This window comes from Rhodoferax sp. (assembly GCF_030646845.1).
Lineage (GTDB): Bacteria > Pseudomonadota > Gammaproteobacteria > Burkholderiales > Burkholderiaceae_C > Rhodoferax.
The window spans coordinates 17926-42783 of record NZ_JAUSLE010000056.1; the positions used below are offsets into that span (position 1 = coordinate 17926).

The 24858-nt window shown below is 61.1% G+C and carries 25 protein-coding genes; 4 read left to right on the plus strand and 21 right to left on the minus strand.

The window, feature by feature from the left end:
- Positions 1 to 16: 16 nt before the first annotated feature.
- The 12 genes from Q7T10_RS13485 to Q7T10_RS13540 all read right to left on the minus strand — a co-directional run bounded on the left by Q7T10_RS13485 (position 17) and on the right by Q7T10_RS13540 (position 9444).
- Positions 17 to 1039: a MucB/RseB C-terminal domain-containing protein gene (locus Q7T10_RS13485; protein WP_370653770.1), complete on the minus strand. Its 1023-nt coding sequence runs from the start codon at positions 1037 to 1039 to the stop codon at positions 17 to 19.
- A gap of 71 nt (positions 1040 to 1110) precedes the next feature.
- Entirely contained in the window at positions 1111 to 1752 is a 642-nt protein-coding gene (locus tag Q7T10_RS13490; RefSeq protein ID WP_304749065.1) for a sigma-E factor negative regulatory protein, read from the minus strand.
- A 24-nt stretch (positions 1753 to 1776) separates the two neighbouring features.
- Complete coding sequence (rpoE, locus tag Q7T10_RS13495; RefSeq protein WP_304749068.1) at positions 1777 to 2454, minus strand: RNA polymerase sigma factor RpoE; 678 nt, start codon at positions 2452 to 2454, stop codon at positions 1777 to 1779.
- Positions 2432 to 2899 carry a hypothetical protein gene (locus Q7T10_RS13500; RefSeq protein ID WP_304749071.1) on the minus strand — a complete coding sequence of 156 codons (468 nt, stop codon included), beginning with the start codon at positions 2897 to 2899 and terminating at the stop codon, positions 2432 to 2434. The genes rpoE and Q7T10_RS13500 overlap by 23 nt, the downstream gene beginning before the upstream one ends.
- Positions 2900 to 2949: 50 nt before the next feature.
- Positions 2950 to 4197 (minus strand): beta-ketoacyl-ACP synthase II, encoded by a 1248-nt coding sequence (fabF, locus tag Q7T10_RS13505; protein ID WP_304749074.1) that lies wholly within the window; start codon positions 4195 to 4197, stop codon positions 2950 to 2952.
- A 150-nt stretch (positions 4198 to 4347) separates the two neighbouring features.
- Positions 4348 to 4587: an acyl carrier protein gene (acpP, locus tag Q7T10_RS13510; RefSeq protein ID WP_114973157.1), complete on the minus strand. Its 240-nt coding sequence runs from the start codon at positions 4585 to 4587 to the stop codon at positions 4348 to 4350.
- Between the two features lie 112 nt (positions 4588 to 4699).
- A complete protein-coding gene (fabG, locus tag Q7T10_RS13515; RefSeq protein WP_304749079.1) occupies positions 4700 to 5446 on the minus strand; it encodes a 3-oxoacyl-ACP reductase FabG in 747 nt (248 codons plus the stop codon).
- 1 nt (position 5447) lies between these two features.
- A complete protein-coding gene (gene fabD / locus Q7T10_RS13520) occupies positions 5448 to 6404 on the minus strand; it encodes an ACP S-malonyltransferase (RefSeq protein ID WP_304749082.1) in 957 nt (318 codons plus the stop codon).
- Positions 6405 to 6466: 62 nt separating this feature from the next.
- Positions 6467 to 7444, minus strand: a complete 978-nt coding sequence (locus Q7T10_RS13525) for a beta-ketoacyl-ACP synthase III (protein ID WP_304749085.1) — start codon at positions 7442 to 7444, stop codon at positions 6467 to 6469.
- Positions 7445 to 7447: 3 nt separating this feature from the next.
- The gene (plsX, locus tag Q7T10_RS13530) at positions 7448 to 8497 is read right to left on the minus strand and encodes a phosphate acyltransferase PlsX (protein ID WP_304749087.1); all 1050 of its coding nucleotides are present in this window, start codon (positions 8495 to 8497) and stop codon (positions 7448 to 7450) included.
- A 107-nt stretch (positions 8498 to 8604) separates the two neighbouring features.
- Positions 8605 to 8787, minus strand: coding sequence for a 50S ribosomal protein L32 (rpmF, locus tag Q7T10_RS13535; RefSeq protein WP_105259923.1), 183 nt, complete (start codon positions 8785 to 8787; stop codon positions 8605 to 8607).
- 108 nt (positions 8788 to 8895) lie between these two features.
- Entirely contained in the window at positions 8896 to 9444 is a 549-nt protein-coding gene (locus Q7T10_RS13540) for a DUF177 domain-containing protein (RefSeq protein WP_304749099.1), read from the minus strand.
- Positions 9445 to 9469: 25 nt separating this feature from the next.
- Here Q7T10_RS13540 and Q7T10_RS13545 point away from each other — a divergent pair, with 25 nt between their 5' ends.
- Together Q7T10_RS13545 and Q7T10_RS13550 are read left to right on the plus strand one after the other, a co-directional pair.
- Complete coding sequence (locus Q7T10_RS13545) at positions 9470 to 10063, plus strand: Maf family nucleotide pyrophosphatase (RefSeq protein WP_304749102.1); 594 nt, start codon at positions 9470 to 9472, stop codon at positions 10061 to 10063.
- 2 nt (positions 10064 to 10065) lie between these two features.
- Entirely contained in the window at positions 10066 to 10854 is a 789-nt protein-coding gene (locus Q7T10_RS13550; protein ID WP_370653769.1) for an SAM-dependent methyltransferase, read from the plus strand.
- Between the two features lie 7 nt (positions 10855 to 10861).
- Here the strand turns inward: Q7T10_RS13550 and Q7T10_RS13555 are convergent, their stop codons facing one another.
- The 4 genes from Q7T10_RS13555 to Q7T10_RS13570 form a co-directional block, all read right to left on the minus strand.
- Positions 10862 to 11932 carry a S49 family peptidase gene (locus Q7T10_RS13555; protein WP_304749107.1) on the minus strand — a complete coding sequence of 357 codons (1071 nt, stop codon included), beginning with the start codon at positions 11930 to 11932 and terminating at the stop codon, positions 10862 to 10864.
- A gap of 1 nt (position 11933) precedes the next feature.
- Positions 11934 to 12305: a Rieske 2Fe-2S domain-containing protein gene (locus Q7T10_RS13560; protein WP_304749110.1), complete on the minus strand. Its 372-nt coding sequence runs from the start codon at positions 12303 to 12305 to the stop codon at positions 11934 to 11936.
- A 93-nt stretch (positions 12306 to 12398) separates the two neighbouring features.
- Complete coding sequence (locus Q7T10_RS13565) at positions 12399 to 13085, minus strand: HAD family hydrolase (protein WP_304749112.1); 687 nt, start codon at positions 13083 to 13085, stop codon at positions 12399 to 12401.
- On the minus strand, positions 13063 to 14082 hold the full coding sequence (locus tag Q7T10_RS13570; RefSeq protein ID WP_304749114.1) for an RluA family pseudouridine synthase: 1020 nt from the start codon (positions 14080 to 14082) through the stop codon (positions 13063 to 13065). Before Q7T10_RS13570 ends, Q7T10_RS13565 begins: the two co-directional genes overlap by 23 nt.
- Before the next feature lie 522 nt (positions 14083 to 14604).
- Between Q7T10_RS13570 and Q7T10_RS13575 the strand changes: the two genes are divergently transcribed.
- Positions 14605 to 17598, plus strand: coding sequence for an Rne/Rng family ribonuclease (locus Q7T10_RS13575; protein ID WP_304749116.1), 2994 nt, complete (start codon positions 14605 to 14607; stop codon positions 17596 to 17598).
- Positions 17599 to 17673: 75 nt separating this feature from the next.
- Here the strand turns inward: Q7T10_RS13575 and Q7T10_RS13580 are convergent, their stop codons facing one another.
- Genes Q7T10_RS13580 through hemC form a run of 5 tightly spaced genes read right to left on the minus strand, consistent with a single transcriptional unit; the run spans position 17674 to position 22891 of the window.
- Positions 17674 to 18747 carry a GGDEF domain-containing protein gene (locus tag Q7T10_RS13580; protein ID WP_304749119.1) on the minus strand — a complete coding sequence of 358 codons (1074 nt, stop codon included), beginning with the start codon at positions 18745 to 18747 and terminating at the stop codon, positions 17674 to 17676.
- A 34-nt stretch (positions 18748 to 18781) separates the two neighbouring features.
- On the minus strand, positions 18782 to 20068 hold the full coding sequence (locus Q7T10_RS13585; protein ID WP_304749122.1) for a heme biosynthesis protein HemY: 1287 nt from the start codon (positions 20066 to 20068) through the stop codon (positions 18782 to 18784).
- A 2-nt stretch (positions 20069 to 20070) separates the two neighbouring features.
- The gene (locus Q7T10_RS13590; RefSeq protein ID WP_304749125.1) at positions 20071 to 21141 is read right to left on the minus strand and encodes a uroporphyrinogen-III C-methyltransferase; all 1071 of its coding nucleotides are present in this window, start codon (positions 21139 to 21141) and stop codon (positions 20071 to 20073) included.
- Positions 21138 to 21935 carry a uroporphyrinogen-III synthase gene (locus Q7T10_RS13595; protein WP_304749128.1) on the minus strand — a complete coding sequence of 266 codons (798 nt, stop codon included), beginning with the start codon at positions 21933 to 21935 and terminating at the stop codon, positions 21138 to 21140. Before Q7T10_RS13595 ends, Q7T10_RS13590 begins: the two co-directional genes overlap by 4 nt.
- Before the next feature lie 2 nt (positions 21936 to 21937).
- The gene (hemC, locus tag Q7T10_RS13600) at positions 21938 to 22891 is read right to left on the minus strand and encodes a hydroxymethylbilane synthase (RefSeq protein ID WP_304749130.1); all 954 of its coding nucleotides are present in this window, start codon (positions 22889 to 22891) and stop codon (positions 21938 to 21940) included.
- Positions 22892 to 22994: 103 nt separating this feature from the next.
- Between hemC and Q7T10_RS13605 the strand changes: the two genes are divergently transcribed.
- The coding region (locus Q7T10_RS13605) for a phosphoenolpyruvate carboxylase (RefSeq protein WP_304749133.1) at positions 22995 to 24858 on the plus strand (1864 nt) is incomplete at its 3' end.

Below are 24858 nucleotides of genomic sequence, written 5' to 3' on the forward strand. Positions count from 1 at the left end.
ATTGGTATATGGGGTGTCACTTGGCCCGCTCAAGCCCCTGCGCAAAAGCGGCAAGCGTCTGGGCCGGCACCTCGCCCACAGCCGTCAGCCACCAGTCGCCAACGCGTCGCGTCAGCGTGTGGGTGGCGCCGATGGCCAGAGCGCCCGGCTGGGCATGGCGCCGGGAGTCGAATGCCTCGACAAAAAGCGATACCGACGCCAGCCCGTCAGAAAAAATCCACTGCAGGGTGCCCTCTTGGCGAGTGTCGGCTGCCGCACCCACCGACCGCTTGTAGCAATTCATGGACTTGAAACCGGGCACTGCATTCTTCAAGACCCAGCCCTCGGCGGCAGCCGTGGTTTTCACCATCTCGGGTTTCTCGATCTGATAACCCTCTGTGTTACCCATCATCCGGGTCAGCTTGGCCATGCTGACCGGGACGTCCAGTTGCAGCTCAGAAAAAGCGGCCTGTTCCAGCACTTGCCCATCGCCGTCCAGGGTCTGCAGCTTGATCATCAAGCCCGTCTTCTTTTCGGCCCAGATCCGATAGCCAAAGCGCCAACCATCTTCGGGCCGCAGGTGCACCACATCGGCCTCAAAACCGGCGACACGTTCGCGGCCGGTCACCCGGGCACGGTAATACTGCGCAATGGAGGAGTCGTTTGATTGCAGCAAATTCGGAAAAAGACCCAGTGACTCACGTTTTTCTGCCACGACGACACGGCTCTCCGGCAAAAAGGTCATCACCTGCTCATTGCGCCGGAATGTGGACCGGGGAGCTCCCGTGAGAGATTCGACCCGCTCTATCTGCTGCTCGCCATCACAGACATGCCAAATCCGGGCGCTGGACATGGCACCGCCCGCCGAGACCACAAAAGTGCCGACATACGCGCGCCGACGCGACGCCTCGTGCATGCGCATCAACCAGTCATTCACAGTGCGGTCTGCCACTTTGCTGTCGCCCATCACGGGTCGCACGGAGGCGTTTTCCGCTTGCGCCGCCACCAGCGAGCCCAGTAGCATGAGCAGGATCGTCGCCGCGGCACGAATGATGGCCATGCGTCCCGCCACTGCCACGCGGGTCAGCGCTTTGCCGAATGCTTTTTTGTCAGCCACTCTATGCATCCGTCTCAACGGTCTGCTCCCTCAAATGTTGCATTGCGCAGAAACCCTGCCGGCATCTGAAGCGCCGACGTGCCGCCAAACTGCCTGTGCGCGGCCAACAGCGCATCGAGTTGTGGATCGCGGATCATGACCTGTGGCTCAGCGCCGGCCACAAGCTGTCGTAACACGACCTCGGGCTGGCCACTTTGCACCGGCACCTGAGCGAGTTGCCCTGCCCCATTCTGATCACCCCAACCGGTCGAAGCCTGCCATCCAATCACCGATACGGCGGCCAGCGAGGCGAGCCCGGCCAGCAGCTTCCAGCGGAAACGGCTGTCGTTGGCAGCCAGATCTTCTGACCCATTGGAGCCCCTGGTCCTCGTCAACAATGCATCGACAGCTATCAAATCAGGAGCATCCATTTCCGGTGCAGGCCGAGACGCTTGTGCCAAAGACTGCTTCAGACGCTGCACGAATGCGGCGTCGTGAGCGCCGGCCATCGTCTCGCCAGAGCGCAGCACGTCACCCACCAAATGATAGGCATGCCATGACATGCGCAAATCGTCAGAGTGGCACACCGACTCGACCGTTCGGGCGAACTCTTCCTCGCGCAACTGCCCGTCGGCCAGCGCCGACACCAGTTCACGATTGTTCTGTATTTCTTGCATCATCATTTCCAATCTGACCGGGTCTCACCATCGCTTGCCGGTCTGCTTTTCCAGCATCGGCTTCACTTTGACGGATATGGCCTCGCGCGCGCGGAAAATCCGGGAGCGAACGGTACCGATCGGGCAACTCATCGCTTCCGAAATCTCCTCATAACTCAAGCCTTCAATTTCCCGCAACGTCAATGCTTGCCGCAAATCTTCTGGCAAAGCCTCCAGGGCGGCATTCACCGCTGTGGCGATCTCCTTCGCAGCCAATACGGACTCAGGCGTTTCATCGGTTGTTGGTTCATTTCCAGACCAGGAAGTTTCATCGCCATCAACATCTGATTTGAATGCGTTCTCCGACACCGTAGGGTCGCGCTTGAGATCCAGCAGGAATTTCTTGGCCGTATTGACCGCGATGCGGTACAGCCAGGTATAGAACTGGGCGTCACCGCGAAACTGGTGCAACGCCCGGTAGGCCCGGATAAATGTCTCCTGGGCAATGTCCTCCACCAGATCCACATCGCGCACCATGCGGCCAACAAGACGCTGAATTCGACGCTGGTACTTGATGACGAGCAGCTCAAAAGCACCCTGGTCCCCCGCCACGGCCCGCTCTACCAGCAAAACGTCGCTGTTGTCGGCAGTCCCGGGCGGTGGCCTCAATGGGGGCTTTGTCGGCTCTGCGCTCACGATTTCACCTGCGTGCCCAATCGACATCGGAACCCAAGTCCGGGGCGTGGATTGGGGCGGCGCGAGAAAACACAGCACGGCGCAGAGCGTTCCAGGCAGTCAGCTCAGCACCGCGCTCCGGCCAGAACCATATCCGGGAGCCGGCGTCCAGGCGCAGACTCAGCAGCAGGAAAAACTGTAAATCGAGATGGACTGTCAGCAACCCGCCAACCGAGCGCTCAGCGAATGTCCAACTCCAGGCCTGCCCGTCCCAGCGCAAGTGCCCCCTTGGGGAGCGGAACCAGGCACCAGCCGCGAGGGTGCAGGCACACAGCAGGGTCAAGGCAAATAGCCATTGACGCCATATCGCGGGTTCCGCCTGATAGCGCCAAAGCAGGCCACCAACCGCTCCGGTCAAGCCGGCCAGCCCCACCAGCCAGCCCTGAAAACGCGAACGCCCCACCGGAAAGCTGACCGCTGGGGCGCTGTGCATCGTGGAATCAATCAGGTGATGGATGTTTGACTCAGTGGTCGAAGGAAACGCTACGGTGCGCGCTTGAAAACAAGCGAGCCGTTGGTACCACCAAAACCGAAGTTGTTTTTCAGGGCCACATCGATCTTCATGTCACGCGCGGTATTGGCGCAGTAGTCCAGATCGCACTCGGGATCCTGGTTGAAAATATTGATGGTGGGCGGGCTCTTCTGGTGATGGAGGGCCAGCACGGTAAACACCGACTCGATGCCGCCAGCGCCACCCAGCAAGTGCCCTGTCATGGACTTGGTAGAGTTGACCACCGTCTTCTTCGCATGATCGCCCAACGCCGCCTTGATGGCGTTGGTTTCATTCAAGTCGCCTAGCGGCGTGGACGTCCCATGGGCATTCAGGTAATCAATCTGGTCTGCGTTCACGCCAGCATTGCGCATCGCGCCCAGCATGGCGCGACGCGGACCATCCATATTGGGGGCTGTCATGTGGCCGGCATCCGCACTCATGCCAAAACCTGCCAACTCAGCGTAAATTCTGGCACCGCGTGCCTTGGCGTGCTCGTACTCTTCGAGCACCATCACACCGGCGCCTTCACCCAAAACAAAACCGTCCCTGTCCTTGTCCCACGGACGCGAGGCTGTTTGGGGATCGTCGTTGCGGGTACTCAAAGCGCGCATAGCAGCAAAACCACCAACCCCCAGCGGCGAGACCGTTGCCTCAGAGCCACCCGCGATCATGACATCCGCATCGCCGTATTCAATCATGCGACCGGCTTCACCAATGCAGTGCAGGCCCGTAGTGCAGGCCGTCACAATGGAGATATTGGGCCCTTTGAAGCCAAAGCGGATCGACACGTGACCAGCGACCATGTTGACTATGGTGGAAGGCACAAAAAATGGGGAAATGCGACGCGCCCCGCGCTGCACATATTCCGAGTGCACGCTCTCAATCATGGGCAAACCGCCAATGCCCGAGCCCAGCACAACGCCAATACGGGTGGCCAGTTCATCGCCCAGTGCCTCACCCGTTGGCAAACCGGCATCGGCAACAGCCTGAGTGGCCGCTGCTATACCGAAATGAATGAAGGTGTCCATCGTGCGCGCCTCTTTGGCGCTGATATAGGACTCCAGGTCAAAGCCTTTGACTTCGCCGGCGATCTTGCAGGCGAAGCTTGAAGCATCAAACTTGGTGATCAGATCAATGCCGGATTTCCCGGCAAGCAGGTTGGTCCAGGCATCGGCCACCGTGTTGCCCACGGGACTGATACAACCCAAACCTGTTACGACAACGCGACGACGGGACATAGGAATTTGCAGTCAGTAGTTGATCTAAAGAAAGCCGCCTGGAGCGGCATGAGGCCAGGCTTATGGGCGGGACCAAGGCCCGTGCAGTCCTCCGTCACAGCCAGCCACAATCAGCATGGCGACGCTTTGGCGCGTCGCACATGCCACACCTTACGCTTTCTTGTGCGTATTGGCGTAATCGATCGCGTTTTGCACCGTCGTGATTTTCTCTGCGTCTTCGTCAGGAATTTCAATTCCAAACTCATCCTCCAGTGCCATCACCAGTTCCACAGTGTCAAGGGAGTCTGCGCCCAGATCAGCCACAAAGGCTTTTTCGCTGGTCACTTGTGACTCTTCCACACCGAGTTGTTCGGCAATGATTTTTTTAACGCGTGCTTCGATATCGCTCATAGGTTCCCTCTGAGGGTAGTAAATCAATCCGCGATTTTAGCCGGGCTTCGGGGCCATTCCCCAATCCGACTGCCGAACGGATAAATCGGCTTGATCTTTATATGTAACCGGCTTACATAAACATGCCGCCGTTGACGTGCAATTCCTGGCCCGTCACGTAGGACGCCAGTGGAGAAGCCAGGTAGGCCACGGCATGGGCGATGTCCGATGGCTTGCCGAGGTGTCCCAGCGGTATTTGCGTCAACAAGGCTTTTTGCTGGTCTTCCTGCAGGCCGGCCGTCATGTCGGTTTCAATGAACCCGGGCGCCACGCAATTGACGGTAATGCTGCGCGAACCGAGCTCACGGGCCAGCGCACGGGTCATGCCCGCGACACCCGCCTTCGCTGCGGCGTAATTGGCCTGCCCCGGGTTACCCGAGGCGCCCACCACGGACGTGATGCTGATGATGCGTCCATAACGCTGCTTCATCATGGTACGCATCACGGCGCGACTCATGCGAAACACGGCCTTGAGGTTCGTGTCCAGAACCGCATCCCATTCTTCGTCCTTCATGCGCATGGCCAGGTTGTCGCGTGTGATACCGGCGTTGTTCACCAGGACCTGCAACCCGCCATGCTCTTTGACAATTGCAGCAATCAGGTCTTCGGCTGCCTGCCCGTCATTGACATTCAAGGTCCGTCCACTGCAACCGGGAAAAGCCGACAGGGTCTGCCCAATTTTTTCGGCGCCTTGATCGGTTGTGGCGGTACCAATGACCTTCAACCCACGTTTTGCAAGTTCCAGGGCAATGGCCGCGCCTATGCCACGCGACGCACCCGTGACCAGGGCGACCTGGCCTTCAAACTGAATGTCACTCATGCTAAGCACCTAAAAGTGTATTTCTCACATCCGCCAGACTGGCCGGATCCAGAAGCGCCATGCCGTGCAATTCCGGATCAATGCGTTTGACCATGCCCGCCAGCACCTTGCCGGGGCCACATTCCACAATCGCAGTCAGGCCACGCGCCTTGATGGCCTGCACACACTCCACCCAGCGCACGGGCCCAAAAGCCTGACGATACAGCGCATCGCGAATGCGATCAGCATCGACCTCGACCGCGACATCAACATTGTTGATCAACACGATTTGCGGTGATGAAAACTCGACAGATTCCAGTTTTTCCCGGAGTTTTTCGGCCGCCGGTTTCATCAAACTCGAATGAAAAGGCGCCGACACCGGCAGCGGCAAGGCGCGCTTGGCGCCGTTGGCCTTGAGAACTTCGCATGCCTTCTCAACCGCGGCCTTGCTGCCGGCGATGACTGTCTGCGCAGGATCATTGAAGTTGACAGCTTCCACGACCTCAGCTGACCCTTCGCCAAATCTCCTTGTCACGTCAGCACAGCCCGCGATGACTTTTGCAGCATCCATCCCCAGAATGGCGGCCATGGCGCCCACGCCCACCGGAACCGCGTCCTGCATAGCCTGAGCCCTGAAGCGCACCAAAGGCGCGGCCTGGTTCAGCGTCAGCATACCGGCGGCCACCATGGCCGAATATTCGCCCAGCGAATGTCCAGCCACCGCAGAGGGCGCAACACCGGTCTCAGCCATCCAGACCCGGTACGCCGCCACTGCGGCGACCAGCATGACGGGCTGGGTATTGGTCGTCAGGGCCAGCGCTTCCTTGGGGCCGTTTTTGATGAGCTTGGCAACATCTTCACCCAACGCATCCGACGCTTCTTTGAGCGCCTCAAGCACCACCGGATGATCACCCCACGCATCCAGCATACCCACGGACTGAGAGCCCTGCCCGGGAAAAACGAAAGCAAAAGGTTTCATGCTATTCATGTCAATATTTCAGTTAAAGAAGGCTCCAGCGATTGCCTTGCCTGCGCGATCAGCTACAAGTTCAATAGCACAGCACCCCAGGTGAAGCCACCACCCACGCCTTCAAGCATGAGCAACTCACCGGGTTTGACTTTTCCGCTGCGCACCGCGAAATCCAGCGCCAGCGGAATGGAAGCGGCCGAGGTGTTTCCATGCTGGTCCACCGTGACGATGACTTTATCCATCGACAGCTTCAACTTCCTGGCGGTGCTCTGCATGATGCGAATGTTGGCCTGGTGCGGAACCAGCCAATCGATATCAGCCGCCGTCTTGCCGGCCTTGGCCAGCGTCGTGCGGGCAGCTTCATCGAGCAAGCCCACCGCCAGTTTGAATACAGCCTGACCATCCATCTTCAACAACGGGGAGCCCAGCACATTGCCACCCGACACGTGACCCGGCACGCAAAGAATGCCAACATGCTTGCCATCCGCATGCAAATCGCTGGCGAGAATGCCGGGCGTATCGGATGCCTCCAGCACGACGGCGCCGGCACCGTCACCGAACAACACGCAAGTGGTACGGTCCTTGAAATCCAGAATGCGCGAAAAGACTTCTGCGCCAATCACCAGTGCCTTGCTGGCGGTGCCAGTCTTGATCATCGCATCGGCCACGGTCAGCGCATAAATAAAGCCGCTGCACACGGCCTGCACGTCGAACGCCGCGCAACCATTGGCACCCAATTTGTTCTGCAAAATGCAGGCTGTCGAAGGGAAAACCATGTCGGGGGTGGACGTCGCGACGATGATCAGGTCAATATCGGTGGCCAAGACACCCGCCGCCTGCAAGGCCTGGCGCGCCGCCTCAACACCCAGATCGCTGCTACAGACATCCGGCGCAGCAAAATGACGCGCCCGAATCCCCGTGCGCTCAACAATCCAGTCGTCGGAGGTTTCAACCCCTTGTGTGGCGAGCTCAGCCGCCAGCTCGTCGTTGGTCAATCGACGCGGAGGGAGATAGCTGCCGGTACCGGTGATGCGTGAATAAAGTGTCATTGTTCAGGCGAGTGTGGCCGCGTCGGGCTGTACGGGTGAGTCGCTAGCGACCAGAAGGGACGCAGCGTGAGCAATCCGCACTTGAACACGGTCAAGCAAGTTATTTCGGGCTGCATCATACGCCCGCGTCAAAGCGTACTCAAACGCCAGCGCATCGGCCGAGCCATGGCTTTTGAACACGAGTCCGCGCAAACCAAGCAAGGCACCACCGTTGTAACGACGGTGGTCCATTCGTTTTTTAAGCGCCGATATGATGGGATAGGCGGCAATTGCCGCCAATTTCGTCAAAATATTGCGTGAGAACTCGATCTTCAAGAAGTCAACAATCATGGTCGCCAAGCCCTCACTGGCTTTCAAAGCAACATTGCCGACGAAGCCGTCACAGACAACAATGTCGGCCGTTCCCTTGAAGATGTCGTTGCCCTCAACATTGCCATAAAAATTCAAATCACCTGCTTTAGATGCAGATCGAAGCAGTTCGCCCGCTTTTTTTATGACTTCGTTACCTTTAATAGCTTCTTCGCCAATATTGAGCAAACCCACCGTGGGATTGTCGTTACCACTGAGAACGGACACCAGGGCAGAGCCCATCATCGCGAACTGCAACAGATCCTCGGCCGAACAATCGACATTCGCGCCCATATCCAGGACCGTGGTGGCATCGCCCTTGGCATTGGGAATCTGTCCGGCGATTGCCGGGCGGTCAATGCCATCCAGGGTTTTGAGCAAATAGCGCGAGATCGCCATCAATGCAGCGGTGTTGCCAGCTGACACAGCCGCCTGCGCCACCCCGTCCTTGACCTGCTGGATGGCCACTCGCATCGACGAGTCTTTTTTTCGCCGCAGCGCTACTTCGAGCGAGTCATCCATGCCAACCACCTCGCTGGCAGCAATGATTTTGGCGCGCAAATGAGAAAACGCGCTCAGGCTTTCTGGCAACCCCACCAAGAGCAACTGCACATCAGCGTTTCGCTCCAGGAAATTACGGCAGGCAGGAAGCGTGACACGGGGGCCATGGTCGCCTCCCATGCAATCGACAGCGATAGTGATCATGGAAAACTAGTGCAACCAGGCAAGTGGCAACAGGATACCGGGACTATAAAAACAAAGGCCCGACGCTACAAACACGGTAGCCTCGGGCCTTGACCTAATGAGAGCTATCAGGCTTCAGACTTGGTCTTGAGGACTTTGCGGCCACGGTAAAAGCCGGTAGGGCTGATATGGTGACGCAGGTGGGTTTCGCCCGTGGTGGACTCGACCGCAATGCCCGGCACGACCAGCGCATTGTGCGAACGGTGCATACCGCGCTTGGAAGGTGATTTTTTGTTCTGCTGGACAGCCATGATCTGCTCCTTGACGTTCATGTTGCGAACGCCGCAACATCTTGGGTTAGTGGAACACGCGACTTACGAAATCGCGTGAAGCCTTAGATTATAGCGCACCTCGTCCTCTCAGCTGGATTTCCCGCCCTGCAGCTTCGCCAACACCGCGAAAGGATTACGTTTCTCGGCAGATGCCGCATCAAATCCCGGGTCCACGGCCGCCAGTTTGAGATCGACTGGACACTCCTCGTGGCGGGGAACCACCGGCAGGGCCATCAGCACTTCATCTTCGATCAGATTCGCCAAGTTGAAGTCCTGGCTCAGGGCCAGCACGTCTTCCTCGGCCTCTTCATCTTGCACCTCGGCCGCTTCTTCGCTGTCAACAAAGCGAAACGACTGGTTCACGAGCACCGCGATGTCCACCGGACCCAGGCAACGCTGGCATGTCAGGGGCAAACTGACGTCGACTGTCAAATGCAGCCAGACCTGCCCGACGCCCGCCTCGTCGGCGCGCAACTCACCGCGCGCAGACCAGTTCAGAAGCCGATCAGCGCCCAGACCTTGCGTTTCCTGCATCAAACGCTCATATTTCGATAGCGAATCGTGGCCAGCAATTTCACCAGCGGACTGCGCGAACGCCTTGACGTCCATTTGGATGGGGGGAGACTCTTGTTTCATGCCCGCAGTGTAAGAGAATCACGGCATGTCTGAATCCACTCACCGAAAGCTCGTCCTGGGCTCCACTTCGCCCTACCGCCGTGAATTACTGGAGCGCCTGCGCATTCCATTTGAAGTTGCCGCACCCGATGTCGATGAAACACCACAACCGTCTGAATCACCGAAGCAACTTGCATGTCGGCTGGCCATGAGCAAGGCCCGCGCCGTGGCCGCACAGTTTCCAGCATGCGTGGTGATCGGCTCGGACCAGGTGGCCGACCTGGACGGCCACGCCCTCGGCAAGCCGGGCAACCACACGCGTGCGGTGGCGCAGCTACATGAAATGCGCGGTCAAACCGTGATTTTCCAGACTGCGGTGGCGGTGGTGTGCCTCGAGACTGGATTCGCACAAATGGATCTGGCCCAGGTCAAGGTGAAGTTCCGTGATCTCACAGACGCGGAAATCGAAACCTATCTGCTGGCTGAAACCCCTTACGACTGCGCAGGCAGCGCCAAAAGCGAAGGCTTGGGCATTGCATTGCTGGAGTCCATCGACAACGATGACCCGACGGCGTTGGTCGGTCTTCCGCTGATCCGCACCTGCCGGATGATCCAGGCTGCGGGCGTCAGACTGCTATGACCATGGCCACAACGTCAAAAAATGACACGCTGACGACCCACGGCCGCCTCTACCTTGTCCCGGCCCCACTGGATTTCGGCTGCGACAGCCAGATGGACCTGCAAAACACCATGCCCTTGGGCACGCTGACCGTAGCGGCAAGGCTGCAATACTGGGTCTGCGAAAACGCCAAATCGGCGCGCGCTTATCTGAAACGCGTGAACGAAATCGTGCCCCTGAGCAGCCCGCTTCAGGCACTGCACATTCAGGAACTGCCACGTGAGGTGCACAAGAAAGGAGACCACACCGGCAACTTTGATGCTCGCCATCTGCTGACGCCCGCGCTGGACGGCCATGACGTGGGCCTGGTCAGCGAAGCCGGCATGCCTGCCGTCGCAGACCCCGGCTCATCAGTGGTGCGTGCGGCCCACGATCTGGGGATTGAGGTGATGCCTTTGACTGGCCCGGTGTCGATTTTGCTGGCGCTGGCTGCCAGCGGACTCAATGGCCAGAGCTTTGCATTTGTGGGTTACCTGCCGCAAGACGCCTCGGAGCGCGCCCAGCGCCTGCGTGAACTCGAATCGCTCGCCCTGAAGACCGGCCAGACCCAAGTGTTCATTGAGACGCCCTACCGCAACGCGGCCATGATGCAGACGCTGCTACAGACGCTTCAGCACAACACCCGCCTCGCCGTCAGCAGCGGCCTCACCCTTGCAAGCGGCGCCTGCCGTAGCGACACCGTGAAGAACTGGCGACACAAGGCTTCCACGCTGAACAACTCAACCCCGGCGGTATTTGCCCTGGGTCGATAGGGATCAATTACCGGAGTCCAGCGTTCGACCTGATGGCGCGCACTGAGCCTTCGCCAATGGCTGCACCAAAACGCTTGACCAACCGCTCTGCCACGTTGTCGCGGCGGGTGTAGTCAATGATTTCCTCGGCCTTGACCACTTCCCGCGCCACGAAGTCAAGGTTGCCCAACTGGTCAGCCAGCCCGAGTTCAATGGCTTGCTGGCCGCTCCAGAACAGGCCGCTGAAGGTTTCGGGCGTCTCCTTCAACCGGGTGCCGCGCCCGGTTTTGACGACATCGATGAACTGCTGGTGAATCTGGTCGAGCATGGTCTGTGCAAAAGCGCGCTGCCGCTCGGTTTGCGGGCTGAATGGGTCAAGAAAACCCTTGTTCTCGCCCGCCGTCATGAGCCGACGCTCCACACCCAGTTTCTCCATCAGCCCGGTAAAACCGAAGCCGTCCATCAGCACGCCGATGCTGCCCACAATGCTGGCCTTGTCGACGAATATCCTGTCAGCCGCCACCGCGATGTAATACGCGGCGGAAGCACAGGACTCCTCGACCACCGCATACACCGGCTTCTTGTGTTTTGCCTTGAGGCGCCGGATCTCGTCATTGATAATGCCGGCCTGCACCGGGCTGCCACCCGGCGAATTGATCAGCAAGACCACCGCCTGTGCGCCCTCATCTTCAAACGCGCCCCGCAAGGCGGCCACGATCAGCTCCGCACTGGCTTCGGCACCGGACGCTATCTCACCCTTGACCTCCACCACCGCCGTATGGGGCATAAATCCATCCTTGGCCGGACCGTTGCGACTGATCACAATCCAGGTGATGAGGATGAAAAATGCCAGCCAGGCCAGCCGGACAAAATTGCGCCAGCGGCGTGCCAGCCGCTGCTCCGTCAGCGACGCAAAGGCGAGTTTTTCCAGCGTGGCGCGCTCCCAGCCCGGACTATCAGGCGAGGCCTCCTTTGCTCCATTTTTAGTAGCGGATGACGCACCACTGACAGGGGCTGATGCCTGATTCAATGCCACATCAGGCGCACGGGTTGCCTCCGGTTGTCCGGGGCGCTGGTCGGGAATAAGGGGGTCGGTCATTTCAGAACTCAAGGGGTTTCAGGTTATGGGCAGTATGCCAGTGCACGACTCCATCACGCTCGGACGTATCAATCCTGATCAATCCACCCCGGCAGGGGCCACTGCGGCACGCGCCGGTCTGTGGCTGATACGTCGCGCCATGGGTGGCGCACATCAGCCAGTGGCCGGTGGAGTCAAAAAACCGGTTCGGCTGGTAGTCCATCTCCATCGGCACATGGGCGCAACGGTTCAGGTAGGCGTACACCTGATTCTGGTACCGAATGGCAAAGGCGCGGCAGGTCTGGCCGCAATAGATCACGTCAAACGGAACGGCTTCGCTGCTATTGATCAGATCAGCCGCGTTGCACAGGGGAATCAGCGTTTCGTCGTTCATGGAATTCAGGCATGCGCCGGCCGCAGGGCCGCCCCAAGGCCGGCGACGGCTCCCTCGGGGGGCAGGGAGTACACGCAGTGACAACCGTGGGGGCTACGCATTTTCCAGCAGCCAGTCGTGCAGTTCGCGCACAGAATGGGCCACGTAGCGGGGGTTCAGGGCAATGAAGGCGTCGGGCTCATGCGCGCCATAGCTCACACCCACGCTGGGGCAACCCGCATTGAGGGCCATCTGCAGGTCATGCGTCGTGTCGCCGATCATGAGGGTGCGCGCAGGATCCACATCAAATTCACGCATCAACTCCTGCAACATGCGGGGATGTGGCTTGCCCGCCGTCTCATCCGCGGTGCGTGACCCATCGAACATGCCTTTGAGTTCCACCGCCTGCAGTGCTTCATCCAGGCCATGCCGGCTTTTGCCGGTGGCCACCGTCAGCAAGTGCTGACGCGATTTCAAATCAGACAGCATGGTCAACACCCCTGCAAACAGACTGATGTCGTTTTGGTGGGCGATGTAATGGTGACGGTAACGCGCGCCCAACTCGGGGTATCTGTCTGCGGGCACATCGGGCGCGGCGTGCGCCAGTGCCTGCATCAAGCCCATGCCGATGACATAAGCCGCATCTTTGTCACTAGGCACCACGCCGCCCACGTCACGCACCGCGTTCTGAATGCAGCGCGTGATGATGGCGGTCGAATCGAACAACGTGCCATCCCAGTCAAAAGCGATCAAATCGAACTGGCGTGATGTCGGCTTGTCAGGAGGGAGAGGGTGCAGCATGGGTCGCAAACGCTTCAAGGTCAGAGGGTAAATGGGCCAGCAACTCCACACGTTCACCGCTGGCCGGATGGTTGAACTGCAGGCGCCACGCATGCAGGAACATCCGCTTGAGGGAGGGTAATTTTCCAGCCCGCAGCAGCGTCTTGTTCAGGTCGAAATCGCCATATTTGTCATCGCCCGCGATCGGATAGCCTTCACTCGCAAGGTGGACCCGGATCTGGTGGGTACGCCCGGTCTTGATGGTCACTTCAAGCAGGGTAAAACCGGTGCCTGCCGTGTCCCTGACCTTCACCAAGGTGACGGAGGGCATACCGTCGGGATCATCCCGGGACACCACCTTGACGCGCCGCTCACCATCAGGCAACAGGTACTTGTGAAGCGGCTTGTCCAGCACCTTCTTGTTGGCGGGCCAGCGCCCGGCCACCAGCGCCAGATAGGTCTTGCCGGTTTCGCGCTCGCGAAACTGGTCCTGCAAGTTCGTCAGGGCGCTTCTCTTCTTGGCAATCAACAGGATGCCGCTGGTTTCCCTGTCCAGTCGGTGCACCAATTCCAGAAACTTGGCCTGGGGTCTGGCCATGCGCAACTGCTCGATCACGCCAAAACTCACCCCGGACCCGCCGTGAACTGCCACGCCCGCGGGCTTGTCAATGGCGAGCAAATACTCATCTTCAAACAGAATGGCAAATTCGCGCGCCGGGGCACCCCGCGCCACGCTGTCCGCCATCGCCTGGGTTTTCTCGGCCACTCGCTCAGAAATCCTTACCGGCGGCAGCCGCACCATATCGCCCGCCTGCACGCGGGAATCAGCGGAGGCGCGACCCTTGTTGATCCTGACTTCACCACTGCGGATGATGCGGTAGACATGGGTCTTTGGCACGCCTTTCAGGTGACGCATCAGAAAGTTGTCCAGCCGTTGCCCCGCAGAGTCCTCATCTACGAGTACCGTTTTGACCTGGGGTAACTGCGGTGGGGGATTGCCCCCTATAATGTGTTTCACTAGCGATGCGCTGTAAGTGGTTGATTTAACTGAAAGTTAACTCGTAATTTAGGTGGAGTTTAGTTCACCCACCATCGCCAGCCCCGCCAGAAGGTCGATACCGCCGGGCGCAATGTACGCAAACCGCAAGCCAGATGCTTGTAGTGGCCTGCAGAGCGAACGGTCAAGGCGACGCATTGAAAAACTGATACGGAATACCCCAAGTTCACAGACAGTCTGTCTGTGAACGGAATGAAGCGAGATGTTTGTGTTGATGAGCCTGATTCATATGTGCCTACGGAGCGTTTTCGCCCCGTTTTTTGGCATGGATCGGTCATCAGCTCCCGCAGGACGGGCGCAACCAGCTATTAATTCAATAGCACTTCCACAACCCAACCTCCTCGCTCCCCTCCACGCGCCTACGCCAAGACTTATCGTTTGAGTCTCGGTTCTCCGGCAATTCCTCCTCAATTCAAAGCGTCAGTTCCGGTATCAAAGCTCGTCAAGAGCATGTTGATTATTTGAATTGAAGGAATGCTACCCATGAAACGGATGCTGATTAACGCCACGCAGGCTGAAGAACGCCGCCTGGCGATTGTCGACGGACAAAAACTCCTCGACTACGAAATTGAAATTGAAGGACGAGAACAGCGCAAGGGCAACATCTACAAGGCGGTCGTCACCCGCGTTGAGCCTTCCCTGGAAGCCTGCTTTGTCGACTACGGCGAAGATCGCCACGGCTTCCTGCCGTTCAAGGAAATTTCCAAACAGTATTTCCAGCAAGGTGTGTCGGCGAGCCAGGCCCGCATCCAGGACGCCATTCGCGAAGGCCAGGAACTTCTGGTGCAAGTGGAAAAAGAAGAACGCGGCAACAAGGGCGCGGCGCTGACCACGTTTGTGTCGCTGGCTGGCCGCTATGTGGTGCTGATGCCCAATAACCCGCGTGGCGGTGGCGTCTCGCGCCGCATCGAAGGCGAAGACCGCGCTGAACTCAAGGAAGCGCTGGACCAGCTCGAATACCCCAACGGCATGAGCATCATTGCACGCACCGCCGGCATTGGCCGCAGCGCGCCGGAACTGCAGTGGGACCTGAACTACCTGCTCAAACTGTGGTCCGCGATTGACGGTGCAGCCAAAGGTGGCAAGGGTGCTTACCTGATCTATCAGGAATCCAGTCTCGTCATCCGCGCTATCCGCGACTACTTCAATAACGACATCGGCGACATCCTGATCGACACCGATGACGTGTACGAACAAGCCCAGCAGTTCATGGCCCACGTCATGCCGGAACACGCTGCCCGGGTGAAGCGCTACCGCGACGATGCACCTTTGTTCAGCCGTTTCCAGATCGAGCACCAGATCGAGTCAGCTTACGCCCGCACCGTGCAGCTGCCCAGCGGTGGCGCCATCGTGATCGACCACACCGAAGCGCTGGTTTCGGTAGACGTCAACTCGGCGCGCGCGATCAAGGGGGGCGACATCGAAGAAACCGCAACCCGCACCAACCTCGAAGCCGCAGACGAAGTGGCACGCCAGATGCGTCTGCGCGATCTGGGTGGCCTGATCGTGATCGACTTTATCGACATGGAAGAAAGCCGCAATCGCCGTGACGTGGAAAACCGCCTGCGCGACGCGCTGCGGCAAGACCGCGCCCGCGTGCAGTTTGGCACTATCAGCAAATTTGGCCTGATGGAAATGAGCCGCCAGCGCCTGCGCCCTGCGTTGAGCGAGGGGGCTTCCATCCCCTGCCCGCGTTGCGGCGGCTCTGGCCACATCCGCGACACCGAATCGAGTGCACTGCAGATTTTGCGCATCATCCAGGAAGAGTCCCTCAAGGACAGCACCGCGTCGGTGTTGTGCCAGGTCCCGGTTGAGGTTGCATCCTTCCTGCTGAATGAAAAGCGCTCCGAGATCGCCAAGATCGAACTCAAGCAGCGCATCAACGTGCTTCTGGTACCCAACAAGACGCTGGAAACACCGAACTACAAGCTGGAGCGCCTCAAACACGACGATCCACGCCTGGACAATATCGAAGCCAGCTACAAGATGGCGGAAGAAATGGAAGACGCCACCTTGGTGACACGTCGCTCCCAGGAACCAACCAACAAGCAGACGCCGATCATCAAGGGCGTGTTGCCCGATGCGCCGGCGCCTGCTGCCATTCCCAAGCCGGAAGTTGCCAAGCCCGTGGTGGCTGCACCAAGGCCGATCCCCGCTGCCGCAGCGCCTGCTCCGGCAGAAAAAGGCTTCTTTGGCTGGATCAAGCACCTGTTCGTACCCGCTGCGGCCCCTGAGTCCCCGGTCAAACCGGCGACTGAAGCCAGCAAAGACGACAAGCGTGATGGTGGCCGCGGTGGCCGTGATGGCGCGCGTCGCAATGAGCCGCGTGCTGAAGGTCGGCCTGAAGGTCGCGATGACGGCCGCGGCGGTCGTGGTGGCCGCGGCGAGGGTCGTGGCGGTCGTGGTGGCAGAGGCGGTCGCGGTGAGCGCCCGGCTCAGGGCCAGCGTGAGCGCTTCGATGCCGAAGGCAAACCGATGGCGGACGTGGTGGCGAATGCCGCGCAGGCACCGATGGGCGGAACAGTCCAGGATGCACAGAGAAATGAACAGCGGCCAGAGCGCGCGCCCCGCGATTCAGAGCGTGGCGGGCGTGGCAGCCGGGGTGGACGTGGCCGTGGCGAGCCCCGTGCCGACAACGGCGAACAGGGCAACCTGAATGAACGTGGCGAGCCGCGTGCAGACGGACGCAATGATCGTCGACCGGACCGTAACCGTCAGCAGGACGAAGGTGCGCGAACCAGCGTCCCGGGCGGGGACGTCGTCCGCGCCACTACTGACATCCCCGGCAGCGCCCCGATCGAGCGCGCAGCACCAGTGGCAATGGATGCGGCATCAGGCACCGACCAGGGCAACAACGTCGCTGGTGAACTGGCACCACGTCCTGAAGGCGCCGAGACCCGCGAAAGACGCCCACGGGGTGATCGCCAGGGCCGTGATCGCGGCCCCCGAGGTGATCGCACCGAGCAAGGTGATCGCCAGGAACGCCCGGCGCGTGACAGTCAACCAGTGACTGCGCAAGAGGAGATGGCGGCAGAGCCCCGCAAATCCTACTTCACCGCAAGCACGGAAGCACCTGTGCCGGAGGCGGCAATTGCACCGGTGGCGGCCATGGCGGTGCCAACACCTCCAGCGGCCCCCGTGCTGCAGGCACCAGCGACCCCTGCGCCCGCACCCTCCGCCGCACCAAAAGTGGCACCGCTTGCAGCCGCCACGGGCATGCCCAAACTGCAGCCGTTTGCGCTCCCGCTGGACGAACTGGCCCAGGTGGCCCAGAACTCCGGCTTGAGCTGGGTGAACTCGGACGCCGAGAAGATTGCCGCAGTCCAGGCGGCCATCGCTGCTGAGCCCAAAGCAGTTCACGTGCCGCGCGAACGGCCTGCAGTGGTGCAGATGGATGAGGGTCCGCTGGTCCTGGTGGAAACCAAGCGCGACCTGCGCAACATGATGCTACCTTTTGAGGAAAAAGAGCCTCAGTAAGGTCAAACCGGCGCCCTCCCGGGCGCCCGCAAAAAAGGGCACTTGAAGTGCCCTTTTTTTGACCATCAATCCCGGTCAGAAGATATCAACGCCGCCAACCTTCGGAACTTCTCCAAAGAAACCCCGACGAACCAGACCGAGGTGGCTGCACACCTTGTTGCGTCCGCTTCTCCGGGCAAAGTCAACCGCACGCTCAGTCTTCTCAAGTGCGCTGCTGGGGGAGTCATCCGCCATCACACTGGTGAAACCGCAACTCACCGTCACCCGGCCTACCTGCGGAAAATTGAACTTTTCGACATTGGCCCGAAAACGCTCAAACGCGGCCAGCACCAACGCTTCATCCGGGCAATGCATCAACACGCCAAAATGCTCGCCCCCGAAACGGTAAATGCGGTCATAGGTGCGAAACGTGTTGTTCATCACGCGGGCCACCAGCAGGAGAACCTCTTCCGCAATCAGATGGCCATGCTTGTCGTTAATCAGTCCAAAGTCGTCAACGACGGCCGAACCCAGCCAATAGTTGGCCGGCACACGGTGACGGCGCTCCGGATCCTGACCCTTGGGTGATCCCGCCGTCTTGGGCTCGCCGATGACGCCGTCGAGCTCTTCCAGAACCGCGCTGTAAAAAGCGTCATCCAGTGACTTGCGGTTGAGCAGGCCGGTCAGCGCGTCACGGTCGCTGTACTCCAGCAGGGAGTACATATTGCGGTAGATACGACGCAGCTGTTCAATGGTCAGCAGCTCATCCGCCGTGAGCGCGGCTTCAGAATGAACCTCGATCACACCTTCGTCATCCTTGCGGGAATCAGAAAACAGGGGCAACATGTTGATGCGCGGGCCCTCTTCCCCGGCCCACGCGATTTCGACAGTTTCACGGCGCTGAAGACACTTCAGCCGGTCCGGGGCATCGTCCAGGCGGGGCAGCGATGCAAAGTCCACCCGCATGGGGTCGACCACTTTGCCGCCACCCTTTGCGTCCAGACGGGCCACTTCGAGCCATCGTCTCTCACCCTCACAAGTCATCACACGAGCAATCACGATGCGCTGGATGGGCAGCAGATCAATCAGCGCCTTGGACAGTGTGAGTTCCAGCAAATCCCGATCCCGATGGTCGGTCAGCTTCAAGATGTGTTCGATCAATGTGCGCATAGATTGAAGATAATAGTCCTGAATTTCCGGCGAGTCACGCGGTTGCCGCCTTCGCCGCGTTTTGCCAGGCTTGCGTCGACGCAGCGACATCCCCCCGCCGCTCGGCAAGCTCCGCGAGCGCTGCCCAGGCATTTCGCTCCAGGCCCGCGTCCTGCAACCTCGGCAGGGCCTGCTTGAGCAGCTGCTGCGCCTTGCCCCACAACTGAAGTCGCATGCAGGTAATGCCGGCAAGGTACTGCAGGGCCGAGTCGCCCGGATTGGCCATCTGCGCCTGCTCGATCCGGGTCAGCCACGCCGCCTCTGGCGCACCCGAGGCCATGGCAAAACCGCTTTCCAGCACCCGAATGAGATGGACGCGCTGCGCGTCCGGCAAAGCGCCCGGTTGCGCCACCATGCGCTCCCAGACCGGCAGGAGCCAAGTGCGGGCCACGTCAACATCGCCACCCAGCTGCAACATTCTCTGGGCGGCTTCGATGGCCACGTCGGGCATCAGCCGCTCCGGCGCATCCAGCTGGTTCCAGACCGTTTGCAGCTGGTCCGGGTCGTGCGCTGTCATGACCAGCTCCAGCGCCAGACCCCGCAAAATCCCCTGTGCAGCCACTTCGGAAAATGCGCGGTGCTTCGCCAGCAGGCGTGCGGTCTCCAGCGCCAGCCGCGTCTGCCGTGCCATGCGTGCGGCCGTCAAGCGCAAGCGCAAGGCAATCGTGCGCCGGGAGGCGCCTTGAGGCAAATCATCCAGCCACTGGAGGGCGCCCTGGGCATCGTGGTCCTCCAGCGCCCAACGCGCCGCCCGCAACTGCACGCCCTCGCGGGCTTCCTGCGCGTCGCGCTTTGACGCCTGTTCCAGCGCCTGGCGAAAATGCTCTTCGCGCGCCGCCTTGTCCTGCAATGCATGGGCACTTTCAGCGGCCAACAAATGCGACAGGGCGCGCAGTCGCCCCGAATAGGCCAGTGTTTCACCGCTGCGCGTCATCGCAGTCTCACGCGCCAGCACCGTTTCTGCCGCTTTTCTGGCCCGGATAAAACGTCCAGCCTCGAGATGCGAGAGTGCATCCAGCAAAGCGAGATGCAGGGCGCGCTCCTGGTGCTGGATGCGCCAGCGCCGCGCGTGGCCCGGCATGGCAAACAGGGCCGCCAGGGCACGCAAGGCCACGTGCAGGGTAAAAAACAGCAGTGCCAGCAACAGCACGACCAGATTCAGCGACAAGTCCACCCGGTAGGGCGGCCAGAACACCGTGATAGTGCCCTGGTTATTGCCGGCAAACAGGGCGATGGCGACCGCCATACCAAACAACGCCAGAAACCACAGGGCAGCCCGCATGTCTACCGTCCAGCGGCCGCAGTGGTCAGTGCGGTCAGTGTTTCATCCACGCGGGGCAATTGCAGCGTCTTCATCTGTGCCTGCACCTGCTGCAACAGGCTCGCCGCCGCCTGCGTTTTTTTCGAAGTCGTGTCGAAGTACTTGTTCAGCGACATCGAGGCTGCCGCCAGGTCTGCGCGCGACGACTCAAGTTGGCGCGCCAGCAGCCCCAGCCGGGCGTTGAGCAGTTTGAGCTTGAAGTTCTCCCGCACGAAGAAGGACTGTTCCGGCGACAGCAGCGCCGCCTCAGGCTGCTCGATGCGGCTGACCCGCACCAGGCTGCGCGCCTCGTCAAGCACCAGCTGCAGACTGCGCTGCCACCACTTGAGCGTGCCATCCGGACCCTGGCGCTGGGTGGAAGCCGTGGCATTGACGGGCGCCACCGCATTGGCCACCACCAGCTCATCCGCCAGGTGCACCAGTTCATCGAGCTTCACCAGAAGACCCGGCGTGTCGCTGACAGCCGCCGACTTGATGCGCTCGATATCCCGCGCAATGGCCCGCTGCAAAGGCGTCAGACGGGGCTGCGCCGCGCGAACCACACGTTGCTCGGCACTTTTCAGCGCCGCCAGCAGGGGTTCGACACTGCCCGTGAGCTGGGCCTGCTGCTGCGCCAGGCGGATGGCCGACTCAATGTCGACCACCAGGTTCTCATCGCGCGAACGCGACAGACTCTGCATCAGGTCTTCCAGCTGCGTGCGTTGCAGCGCGATCTCGCTCAAGCGCGTCTCATAGACGGTGACCCGCGCCGCCGTCTCCCGGGCCAGTTCCTGCGCCTGTTTGGCCATGGTACGGGCCTCTACCGACTGGCTCGTGGCGTCACCGCTCTGCCGGGCCAGCTGCTCCTGGACGCCCGAGAGCCGTTGCCACAGAAAACCACTGGCCAGCAGGGCGACCAGCGCCACCGCACCCAGACTCAGGAGGACCCAGCGTGGCGCGGGCGTGGGCGTGGCACGGGCCGCCAGGCGATCCGCAGCCCCGGGCGCCTCTTCCCCCGTATGGGCAGATGTTTCGGCGGTGGAATCGGAGTTCATCGCATTGATTCTATAGAGGCCACCACATCCGGCAGCGTCGGACGTGACTCGCAAACAACACCGAAACCAGCCATCCGTGCCGCCGCGGCAATGCGGGGGTGCGTCGCCACCGCGCGTGCGCGAGACCAGCTCTGCCCGGGCAGCCAGGCGCTCAGGTTGGCCACTGCTTCGGTGCTGCTGAGCAGCCACACCGCACCATCCGTGGCCGCCTGGCGCGCCAGTTCACATTCGTGCGCGCTGAATTGAGGCGCGTAGCGCTGGTAGGCCACGACGAAATCGGCCCGGGCGCCCGCCTGCGCCACCCGGTTGGCAAACCACTCGCGCCCGGTGCCCTGCCCGGGGCTGCCACTGCCTGCGGCGTCGCCACCGCGCACGATCAGCACCCGATCACCGGCGTGCACCTGCGCGCCAACGACCTGCCACAGGGCTTCAGAATCAAATTGACCGGCGTCCAGCGCGGGGACATCCAGCCGGTCAGGCGCAACACCTTCACGCAACAAGGCCCGCGCCGTTCCGGGGCCGGTCGCCCACGCTCTTGTTTTGATAGCTGCTTGCGCACTGAATTCGGGGGCTAGAGGCGGTTTTGATGCAAAGAAATGCTCCACCGCGTTGCCACTGACAAACATCACCCCCACGTACTCGGCCAGGTGCCGCCATGCCTGCACCAGATCGGCCGGATCGTCCACCGGACCCACCTGGATCAGTGGCAGCGCCACGGCATCCAGGCCGTGCGCTGACAGATCACGCACCCATCGTTGCGCCTCGCGCTCGGGACGGGTAACGATGACCCGCATGATCAGGTATTACCCTGGGGCTCACCCGGCGCCAGGATGGATCCCCCTTTGGCGGCAATGCCGGCGCGCAGATCGGCCGCCACCCGCTCACCCAGCGCCGTGGCGCTCGCCAGATCGGTCACAGGCGCGCTGATGCGCACGCACACCAGCTCCAGCACGCCCTCCGGGTCGCCCCAGGCCGCGTCAAGGGTCAAGGTGTCGGCGTGGAGGGTGGCAAACGCGGCCAGCGGCATGGAGCAGCTCCCGCCCATGGCACGGCTCACCGCCCGCTCGGCCGACACCGCCAGCCAGGTGGTCTGGTGCGCCAGCGGTGCCAGGGCATCGATCACCTCCCGGCGTTCGGCGCGCACCTCAATGCCCAAGGCACCTTGTCCGGCGGCGGGCAGCATTACGTCCGGCGCAAATGTGTTGCGAATGCGCTCACCCAGTCCCAGCCGCTTCAGGCCAGCCGCTGCCAGCACGATGGCGTCATACAGCCCATCATCGAGCTTGCGCAGCCGCGTATCCAGATTGCCACGCAAAGGCTCGATCTTCAGGTCCGGGCGCCGGGCGCGCAGCAGGGCCATGCGGCGCAGGCTGGAGGTGCCGACCACGGCACCCTGCGGCAATGAAGCCAGCGTCGCGTAGTGGTTGGAGACAAAGGCATCGCGCGGGTCTTCGCGCTCCATCACGCAGGCGAGGACAAACCCCTCGGGCAGTTCCATGGGCACATCCTTGAGCGAATGCACGGCCAGGTCAGCCCGGCCTTCTTCCAGCGCCACTTCCAGTTCTTTTACAAACAGGCCCTTGCCGCCCACTTTGCTCAGGGAGCGGTCCAGAATCTGGTCGCCCTTGGTGGTCATCCCCAGCAGGCTCACCTGGTGCCCGCGCTGCTCCAGCAGTGCCTTGACGTGCTCGGCCTGCCATAGGGCCAGGCGGCTTTCCCGTGTTGCTATCGTGATCGTCAAATTGCTCATACGCGGCTGCTCAAAGTCGTAACCTGTTGGTAATCCTGGGTGAACGGAGGATGCTAGCATGGCCCGACTTGCAGTCCTGAGCAACTCTCCCTTCCAAAACGCCATGATCCAACCGCCAAAATCCGCATCGCCCGCGCGCACCAAAGACAACGAACGCCCACTGGTGGAAGACATCCGCCTGCTGGGTCGCATCCTGGGTGACGTCATCCGCGAGCAGGAGGGTGTGGCCGCATTCGAGTTGATCGAGCAAATCCGCAAGCTGTCGGTGGCATTTCGCCGCGACGCCGACCACGAGGCCGACAAGGCGCTCAAAAAGCTGCTCAAGGGCTTGAGCGGCGATCAGACGGTCAGCGTGATCCGGGCCTTCACCTATTTCAGCCACCTGGCCAATCTGGCGGAAGACCGCCACCACATCCGGCGCCGGGCCATCCACGAACGCGCCGGCGACACCCAGGAAGGCAGCATTGAAGTGGCCCTGGCCCGCCTGCGCTGGGCCGGGATATCGCCCAGGACAATTGCCAACACGCTGGCGACCAGCTTTGTCTCACCGGTGCTCACCGCCCACCCCACCGAGGTCCAGCGCAAAAGCATCCTGGACGCCGAGCGCGACATCGCCCAGCTGCTCGTGGCCCGCGACGACATCAAGGTCAAGGCGGCGTCCGTCAACGCCAACAAGGATGCACTGACACCCCGCGAACTGGCCGCCAACGAGGAACAGATGCGCGCCCGCGTGTTGCAGCTGTGGCAAACCCGGCTCCTGCGCTTCACCAAGCTCACCGTGGCCGACGAAGTGGAAAACGCCTTGAGTTACTACGAGTCAACCTTCTTGCGTGAAATCCCCAAGCTCTATGCCGACCTGGAACGCGAGCTGGGCCAGCACCCGGTGCACAGCTTTCTGCGCATGGGCCAGTGGATCGGCGGCGACCGGGACGGCAACCCCAATGTGAACGCGCAGACACTGATTCATGCCCTGCGCCGCCAGGCGGACGTCGCGCTGCGCCACTACCTGACCGAAGTGCATTACCTGGGCGGAGAACTGTCGCTCTCCACCATGCTGGTGGACTGCCTGCCCGACATGCAAGCGCTCGCAGAGCGCTCGCCCGACACCAATGAACACCGCAAGGATGAGCCCTACCGGCGCGCCCTGATTGGCGTCTATGCCCGGCTGGCCGCGGCCCTCAAGGACCTGACCGGCGGCGACGCCGCGCGCCACGCCGTAGCGCCCCAAAACGCCTACAAGACCGCCGAAGAGTTCCTCGCGGACCTGCGCACCATCGAGGCCTCGCTGCTGGCCCACCATGGGGCCGCGCTGGTGGCGCAACGTCTGCACCCCCTGATCCGCGCGGTCGAAGTGTTTGGCTTTCACCTGGCCACGGTCGACTTGCGCCAGAGTTCCGACAAGCATGAAGAAGTCGTGGCCGAACTGCTGGCGGTGGCGCGCATCGAGGCGGCTTACAGCAGCCTCGATGAGATGGCCAAACGTGCGCTGCTCCTGAAAATGCTCAACGACGCCCGGCCGCTGCGGGTGCTGGGCAACGTCTATTCGGAGCTGGCCCGAAGCGAGCTGGCGATTTTCGAAGCCGCCTTGAGTGCGCGCGCCCGCTTTGGCAAGGAAGCGATTCGCCACTACATCATCAGCCACACCGAAACCGTGAGCGACCTGCTCGAAGTGCTGCTGCTGCAAAAGGAAGTGGGCCTGATGCACGGCACGCTGGACGGTGCATCCACCAACGACCTCATCGTGGTCCCGCTGTTCGAAACCATCGAAGACCTGCGCAACGCGGCGCCCATCATGCGGGCCTTCTATGCCTTGCCCGGCGTGGCGAAGCTGGTGCAGCGCTCCGGCGCCGAGCAGGACATCATGCTCGGCTACTCCGACACCAACAAGGACGGCGGCATCTTCACCAGCAACTGGGAGCTGTACCGGGCCGAGACCGCCTTGGTCGAGCTGTTCGACAGCGTCAACA

Bases quoted from the DNA above. Each gene is read 5' to 3' on its own strand.
- Q7T10_RS13485 (WP_370653770.1), bottom strand. From the start codon at position 1,039: ATGGCCATCATTCGTGCCGCGGCGACGATCCTGCTCATGCTACTGGGC.
- Q7T10_RS13490 (WP_304749065.1), bottom strand. From the start codon at position 1,752: ATGCAAGAAATACAGAACAATCGTGAACTGGTGTCGGCGCTGGCCGAC.
- rpoE (WP_304749068.1), bottom strand. From the start codon at position 2,454: ATGTCGATTGGGCACGCAGGTGAAATCGTGAGCGCAGAGCCGACAAAG.
- Q7T10_RS13500 (WP_304749071.1), bottom strand. From the start codon at position 2,899: ATGCACAGCGCCCCAGCGGTCAGCTTTCCGGTGGGGCGTTCGCGTTTT.
- fabF (WP_304749074.1), bottom strand. From the start codon at position 4,197: ATGTCCCGTCGTCGCGTTGTCGTAACAGGTTTGGGTTGTATCAGTCCC.
- acpP (WP_114973157.1), bottom strand. From the start codon at position 4,587: ATGAGCGATATCGAAGCACGCGTTAAAAAAATCATTGCCGAACAACTC.
- fabG (WP_304749079.1), bottom strand. From the start codon at position 5,446: ATGAGTGACATTCAGTTTGAAGGCCAGGTCGCCCTGGTCACGGGTGCG.
- fabD (WP_304749082.1), bottom strand. From the start codon at position 6,404: ATGAAACCTTTTGCTTTCGTTTTTCCCGGGCAGGGCTCTCAGTCCGTG.
- Q7T10_RS13525 (WP_304749085.1), bottom strand. From the start codon at position 7,444: ATGACACTTTATTCACGCATCACCGGTACCGGCAGCTATCTCCCTCCG.
- plsX (WP_304749087.1), bottom strand. From the start codon at position 8,497: ATGATCACTATCGCTGTCGATTGCATGGGAGGCGACCATGGCCCCCGT.
- rpmF (WP_105259923.1), bottom strand. From the start codon at position 8,787: ATGGCTGTCCAGCAGAACAAAAAATCACCTTCCAAGCGCGGTATGCAC.
- Q7T10_RS13540 (WP_304749099.1), bottom strand. From the start codon at position 9,444: ATGAAACAAGAGTCTCCCCCCATCCAAATGGACGTCAAGGCGTTCGCG.
- Q7T10_RS13545 (WP_304749102.1), top strand. From the start codon at position 9,470: ATGTCTGAATCCACTCACCGAAAGCTCGTCCTGGGCTCCACTTCGCCC.
- Q7T10_RS13550 (WP_370653769.1), top strand. From the start codon at position 10,066: ATGGCCACAACGTCAAAAAATGACACGCTGACGACCCACGGCCGCCTC.
- Q7T10_RS13555 (WP_304749107.1), bottom strand. From the start codon at position 11,932: ATGACCGACCCCCTTATTCCCGACCAGCGCCCCGGACAACCGGAGGCA.
- Q7T10_RS13560 (WP_304749110.1), bottom strand. From the start codon at position 12,305: ATGAACGACGAAACGCTGATTCCCCTGTGCAACGCGGCTGATCTGATC.
- Q7T10_RS13565 (WP_304749112.1), bottom strand. From the start codon at position 13,085: ATGCTGCACCCTCTCCCTCCTGACAAGCCGACATCACGCCAGTTCGAT.
- Q7T10_RS13575 (WP_304749116.1), top strand. From the start codon at position 14,605: ATGAAACGGATGCTGATTAACGCCACGCAGGCTGAAGAACGCCGCCTG.
- Q7T10_RS13580 (WP_304749119.1), bottom strand. From the start codon at position 18,747: ATGCGCACATTGATCGAACACATCTTGAAGCTGACCGACCATCGGGAT.
- Q7T10_RS13585 (WP_304749122.1), bottom strand. From the start codon at position 20,068: ATGCGGGCTGCCCTGTGGTTTCTGGCGTTGTTTGGTATGGCGGTCGCC.
- Q7T10_RS13590 (WP_304749125.1), bottom strand. From the start codon at position 21,141: ATGAACTCCGATTCCACCGCCGAAACATCTGCCCATACGGGGGAAGAG.
- Q7T10_RS13595 (WP_304749128.1), bottom strand. From the start codon at position 21,935: ATGCGGGTCATCGTTACCCGTCCCGAGCGCGAGGCGCAACGATGGGTG.
- hemC (WP_304749130.1), bottom strand. From the start codon at position 22,891: ATGAGCAATTTGACGATCACGATAGCAACACGGGAAAGCCGCCTGGCC.